A 4,947-nucleotide genomic window follows, 5' to 3' on the forward strand; every position below is an offset into this window, starting at 1 on the left:
ACGTTGGGGATCGATCACGACGGCGATGCCGTCGTGGCTGATCAGGTAGCTGCGGTCGCCGAGGCTCGACGTTTCGATGATGGCGATGTCTGGATCGGTAGCGCTCACGGGGTACTCCTACGGTGTCGTCGGGTCGGCCTCGTTTCTGACGTGAAACGTCCTCGTTCAGGCCAGTGCGAGGAAGAGTTTTTCCAGTTCTGCTTCGGTCATGGGTTCTTTGTTGTCGGCGGTGTCGCCGGTCATGCATTCGCGGAGGCCGGTGGCGACGATCTTGAATCCGGCTTTGTCGAGGGCGCGGGAGACGGCGGCGAGTTGGGTGACGACGTCTTTGCAGTCACGTCCGTTCTCGATCATGCCGATCACTCCGGCGAGTTGGCCGTGTGCGCGGCGCAGCCGGTTGAGTACCAATGCGATGCTGTCTTCGTCGCCGACCATTGCGGTCTCCTGAGGGTGTGAGGGTGGTAGTGGTTTCAGATTACCCCTGGGGGCATCGGGTCGGTGTGTGCGTTCGGTCATGAAAGAACGAGGGTGTCGACAAGTACGTAGCCCGCGACGGCGAACACCAGGTAGGCGAACCACGTGCGCAGCTTGTCGGTATCAATGCGTGTGCTCAGTCGCCCGGCGACCAGCGAGCCTGCAATCGCAGCACCGGCGAACGCGGCTGTCAGTGCCCAGTTCCCGCCGAGCCCGTCGGCCTGAGCGATCAGTCCGGCGGCGGAGTTTGCGACGATGACCACCAGCGACGTTCCGACAGCGACACCCATCTCGATTCCCAGCAACAGCACCAGAGCGGGGATGATCAGAAATCCTCCGCCGACGCCGAACAGTCCGGTGAGGACACCGACCCCGAACCCTGTCGGTATGGACCGTGGTGCGCATCGCCGCCAGTCGATCCCGGAATCCCCTGTCTTGCATGCAGTTCCGACATCGTCGGCGCTGCGCAGCATCCGCGCCCCGGCAATGATCATGACGATTGCGAAGCCGATCATCACGGCCGCCTCGGGCAGATGTCTGCCCAGGGCGCTGCCGACCACGGTGCCGACAATGCCGGTGGCCGCGAAGATCGCCGCCAGCCGCCACTCGACGAGCCGCGCCCGCACCTTGGGGATGGCCCCGGTCGCAGAGGCGACACCGATCACCAGCAACGATGTCGGTATCGCCTCCGACAGGTCCATTCCGAGGGCGTAGACGAGAACCGGGACCGCGAGAATCGACCCGCCGCCTCCGAGGAGACCGAGCAGGATGCCGACGGCGACGCCGAGGACCAGTGCCAGTGCCAGGGTCATCAGCTGTGGGCTGTGTCCTGGCCACCGAGTGCGTCGATGGCGGCCTGGAGCTTGGTGGTGGCCTCGGCCGCGACATCGGAGAGGGCGGGTTCTCCGGTCGCTTGGACCATGATGTCGGGGTTCATCGCTTCGACGATCACCGATCCGGATGTGGCGGTGTCGGCGCGGACGACGACATTGCACGGCAGCAGCAAGCCGATCTGGCGCATGACTCCGACGGCGCGGTGCGCGAGGGTGGGATTGCAGGCACCGAGGATCAGATACTGCTCCATGTCTTCGCCGAGTTTGGCCTTCAACGTGGCCTGCATGTCGATTTCGGTGAGAACACCGAAGCCTTGGTCGGACAGGGCTGATTTGACGGAGTCGACTGCGGTGTCGAAGTCAGTGTCGGTCAGAGTGGTCGAGAGTGCGATGTTCATGAGGGAAATTCCTTTCGGTGGTCGAACTGTGGTGGTGTGGGCCTACCCGATTCGGGGCCGGCGAATACTCGGCACGCCCGCTTTGGTGAGCAGTGCGCTGGCCGGGCACCAGCCAACCGCTGCGTAGAGGGCGAGGTTGGCGGCAGCGAACGCGCTGAGTAGTCGCCATTGCGGTGCGTGTAATTCGCCGAGTGCCAGACCGGTGGCGGTGACACCGGCAGCAAGGGCGGGGACGATACGTTCGATCGGCCATCCTGTGAATGCCGCCGAGTGGGTTGTGTTCGGATCGGTCATGATTGCTCCGTTGGGTGTGGTGAGGGTGTCAGTGAGAGAAGCTGATCGAGGGCAGCACCTTGCGCAGCCAGGCTGGTGACCACCATGCGGCGTGACCGGTCAGACGCAGCAGGACCGGCAGCAGGATGAGCCGGATCAGGAAGGCGTCGAGCAGTACCGCGACACCGAGAATGATGCCCATTTCTTTCGGTGGGAGCGGATCGGAGAGTGCGAAGGTGAAGAACACGGCGACCATGACCGCGGCGGCGGCGAAGATGACGCGGCCGGAGTGGGCGAGGCCGTCGACCTGGGCGGCTTTCGGGTCGCCGGTCTTCTCGTAGTGCTCTTTGGCGGTGGCGAGCAGGAACACGGTGTAGTCCATGGCGATGGCGAAGATCATCGCGAAGAAGAACACCGGTCCCCAGCCGTCGAGGAACCCCTGTGGGGTGAAGCCGAGCAGTGATGCACCGTGTCCGTCTTGGAAGATCAGCTTCGCTACTCCGAATGCGGCTGCGGTCGAGAGCAGACTGACGGCGGTGCCGAGGATCGCGATCAGCGGTGCCTGCAGTGCAACGAGCAGCAGGATGAAACCGAGCGCGAGGATGATCCCGATCACCAGCGGCAGGTAGTCGTTGAGGGCTTGCTGCAGATCGAGGTTCTCCGCCGGTGCCCCGCCGACCAATGCCGACTCCGGGAGCTGCGCGCGCAGGTCACCGAGGATGGTGCCCATACTCTCGTCGGAGGGGTCCACGGCGGGAAGCGCTTGTAGCAGTGAGTAGTTCGAGCCGTCCGCGGCAGGCTGGGGCGGAGTCACCATCGAGATCCCGTCGACGCTGCTGGCTGCGGTGGCGGTCGCGGCGGCGTCGGAAGAGGGGACGACGATCTGCAGTGCGCCGGGTGCGCCGTCGCCGAACTGGGCTTGGACGAGCTCGTAGCCTTGGCGAACCGGTGCATCTTCTGGGACGACGGTGATCGAGGGCATTGCGACTTTCAGTCCGAGGACCGGCAGTGCCAGGACGATGAGGATGCCGACGGAGACCAGTGCGAACGGCCAGGGATGCTTGTGGAGTAGTTCGCCCCAGGCTGCGAATTTCGGGGAGCGGTGCTGCTGGCGTTTGGCGTAGGGCAGGGATGCGGCGTTGACCTTGGAGCCGAGTGCCCCCAGGGTTGCGGGGAGCAGGGTCATGGTGGCGATCAGCACGAACGTGACAGCGAGCATGATGCCGACGGCCATGGTCCGCACGGCCGGTGCGGGAACGAGAAGCACTGCCGAGAGGCTCACCAGGACTGTCAGACCGGACAGGACCACGGCTTTGCCTGCGGTGTCCATGGTTTCGGCGACGGCGGCACGGGGATCGGCGTTGCGTAGTGCGTCGCGGAACCTGGCGACGATGAAGAGGGCGTAGTCGATGCCGAGGGCGAGCGCGAACATCATCGCGAAGTTCATCGCCCACACCGAGATCGGGGTGACGCCGTTGAGCAGCACGAGACCACCGGCGGATGCGACGAGTCCGGCGACGGTGAGTAGCAGCGGCAGTCCTGCGGCGACGAGCGATCCGAACGCGAGCACCATGATCGCCAAGGTGACTGGCCACGAGAATAATTCGGCTTGGATCATGGCATCGTGGTTGGCTTTGTTGAAGTCCGACCACAGTGCGGAGGACCCGGTCGGGTAGACCTCGATGCCGTCGCCGGAGAGTTCGGTCAGTTCGCCTTTGACCTCGTCGACGGCTTTGACCATGTCATCTGTACTTGCGTTTGCGCCGGCGATGAGGATGCCGGTGCGGCCGTCGGGGCTGATGGTCATGCCTGGCTGGGGGGCGATGATCTCGCCGAAGCGAGTGTCACCGTCGAATACGGCCGCGACGTCGGTGAGTGTCTGCTGCACCGCTGCGTCTTCGATCGTGGCGGTGTCGGAGTGAACGACCACTTGCACTGCCGCAGAGGAGTTACCACCGAAATGCTGCTGGGCGAGCTCGCGGACCTGGACGGATTCGGAACCGTTGGCCTGCCAGCCGGCCCCGGCCAAGGATGAGAACACCGATGGCGCAGCCGATCCCAGGGCAACGAGGGCGATCAGCCAGATGCCGAACACCCACCTGCGGCGGGCGACCATCGTGCTTCCCAGGCGGCCTAGTGCGCCGGGTGCCGGTGGCCGATGGCGGTCGTGGCGGCCGGTGGCCGCCGCGGTAGCGGGCTTGGTCACAATTACTTCTCCTAATACGGGTGGGGGTATTCAGAAGCGTTGAAGACGCCCAGAGATTCCTGCGAAATGCAGTGGAGTGCTGTTGGGGTGGGGGTCAGCGACGAAACAGGGAACGAAAGAAGTTGTCGCGTGTAGCTGGGGCGGGTGTCTCCATGGAGCAGGAGCACTGCTGCGACCGCGGAACGTTCTTCATAACGCTGTCGACATGTCGACCGCAGCCAGCCCAGGTGGTCTTACCGCATGCCGGGCACGGGACGGGGTAGCACATGGCGGTCCTTTCTGGCGGGTACATCCCTACTGTGACACATACCTAGGGGGGTATGCAAGTACCCGTGGGGGTATGAGGGAAGGGGTGGGCCGGAGCCGATCGGTAGACGGCATTGGTCTTGCCGGATCAAACGCGAGGCTGTGCTGGCGGCCGCATAAGGCGTTTGATGGTCGCCAGTCTGCGAATGCGGTTGTCCCTCACGGGTTGATGCTCCACGTACGCGCGTGTTGCGACGCTATCGTTCGCGAGTTTCTGCGAACCCGCGCAGTTACATCCCACTTCCATTCCCACACCCAGGCCGGTCCGGACGGGAGCGGCCCAGGAGTGGCGAGCATCGGAGACAACGGATTCGGGGGCATCGACGACGGATGCCCGCGTAGGGGATCGGCGAACCATGAAAGCCGACCGCAAGCGGTCGCACGTCCCCTCCGGGGCCGCCCCATATGGGTCACCAATTTGGTCGTACGAGTCGCCCGAGTCTGACATGCCGGGGAC

5 protein-coding genes are annotated in these 4,947 nt (G+C 64.4%); all 5 read right to left on the reverse strand.

Features of this window, described 5'->3' with window-relative positions:
- Positions 1-165: 165 nt before the first annotated feature.
- The 5 genes from CH271_RS00405 to CH271_RS00425 all read right to left on the reverse strand — a co-directional run bounded on the left by CH271_RS00405 (position 166) and on the right by CH271_RS00425 (position 4,094).
- On the reverse strand, positions 166-435 hold the full coding sequence (locus tag CH271_RS00405; RefSeq protein WP_032389200.1) for a metal-sensitive transcriptional regulator: 270 nt from the start codon (positions 433-435) through the stop codon (positions 166-168).
- 77 nt (positions 436-512) lie between these two features.
- Positions 513-1,286 (reverse strand): sulfite exporter TauE/SafE family protein, encoded by a 774-nt coding sequence (locus CH271_RS00410; protein WP_032401339.1) that lies wholly within the window; start codon positions 1,284-1,286, stop codon positions 513-515.
- Positions 1,286-1,705 carry a DUF302 domain-containing protein gene (locus CH271_RS00415; protein ID WP_008720026.1) on the reverse strand — a complete coding sequence of 140 codons (420 nt, stop codon included), beginning with the start codon at positions 1,703-1,705 and terminating at the stop codon, positions 1,286-1,288. Before CH271_RS00415 ends, CH271_RS00410 begins: the two co-directional genes overlap by 1 nt.
- Positions 1,706-1,747: 42 nt before the next feature.
- Positions 1,748-1,999 carry a YgaP-like transmembrane domain gene (locus CH271_RS00420; RefSeq protein WP_032401340.1) on the reverse strand — a complete coding sequence of 84 codons (252 nt, stop codon included), beginning with the start codon at positions 1,997-1,999 and terminating at the stop codon, positions 1,748-1,750.
- Positions 2,000-2,027: 28 nt separating this feature from the next.
- Positions 2,028-4,094 (reverse strand): MMPL family transporter, encoded by a 2,067-nt coding sequence (locus tag CH271_RS00425; RefSeq protein ID WP_230074946.1) that lies wholly within the window; start codon positions 4,092-4,094, stop codon positions 2,028-2,030.
- Positions 4,095-4,947: the final 853 nt, after the last annotated feature.

Origin of the sequence: Rhodococcus sp. 05-340-2, assembly GCF_002258915.1 — a bacterium.
Taxonomy (GTDB): domain Bacteria; phylum Actinomycetota; class Actinomycetes; order Mycobacteriales; family Mycobacteriaceae; genus Rhodococcoides.

Bases quoted from the DNA above. Each gene is read 5' to 3' on its own strand.
- CH271_RS00405 (WP_032389200.1), bottom strand. From the start codon at position 435: ATGGTCGGCGACGAAGACAGCATCGCATTGGTACTCAACCGGCTGCGC.
- CH271_RS00410 (WP_032401339.1), bottom strand. From the start codon at position 1,286: ATGACCCTGGCACTGGCACTGGTCCTCGGCGTCGCCGTCGGCATCCTG.
- CH271_RS00415 (WP_008720026.1), bottom strand. From the start codon at position 1,705: ATGAACATCGCACTCTCGACCACTCTGACCGACACTGACTTCGACACC.
- CH271_RS00420 (WP_032401340.1), bottom strand. From the start codon at position 1,999: ATGACCGATCCGAACACAACCCACTCGGCGGCATTCACAGGATGGCCG.
- CH271_RS00425 (WP_230074946.1), bottom strand. From the start codon at position 4,094: ATGGTCGCCCGCCGCAGGTGGGTGTTCGGCATCTGGCTGATCGCCCTC.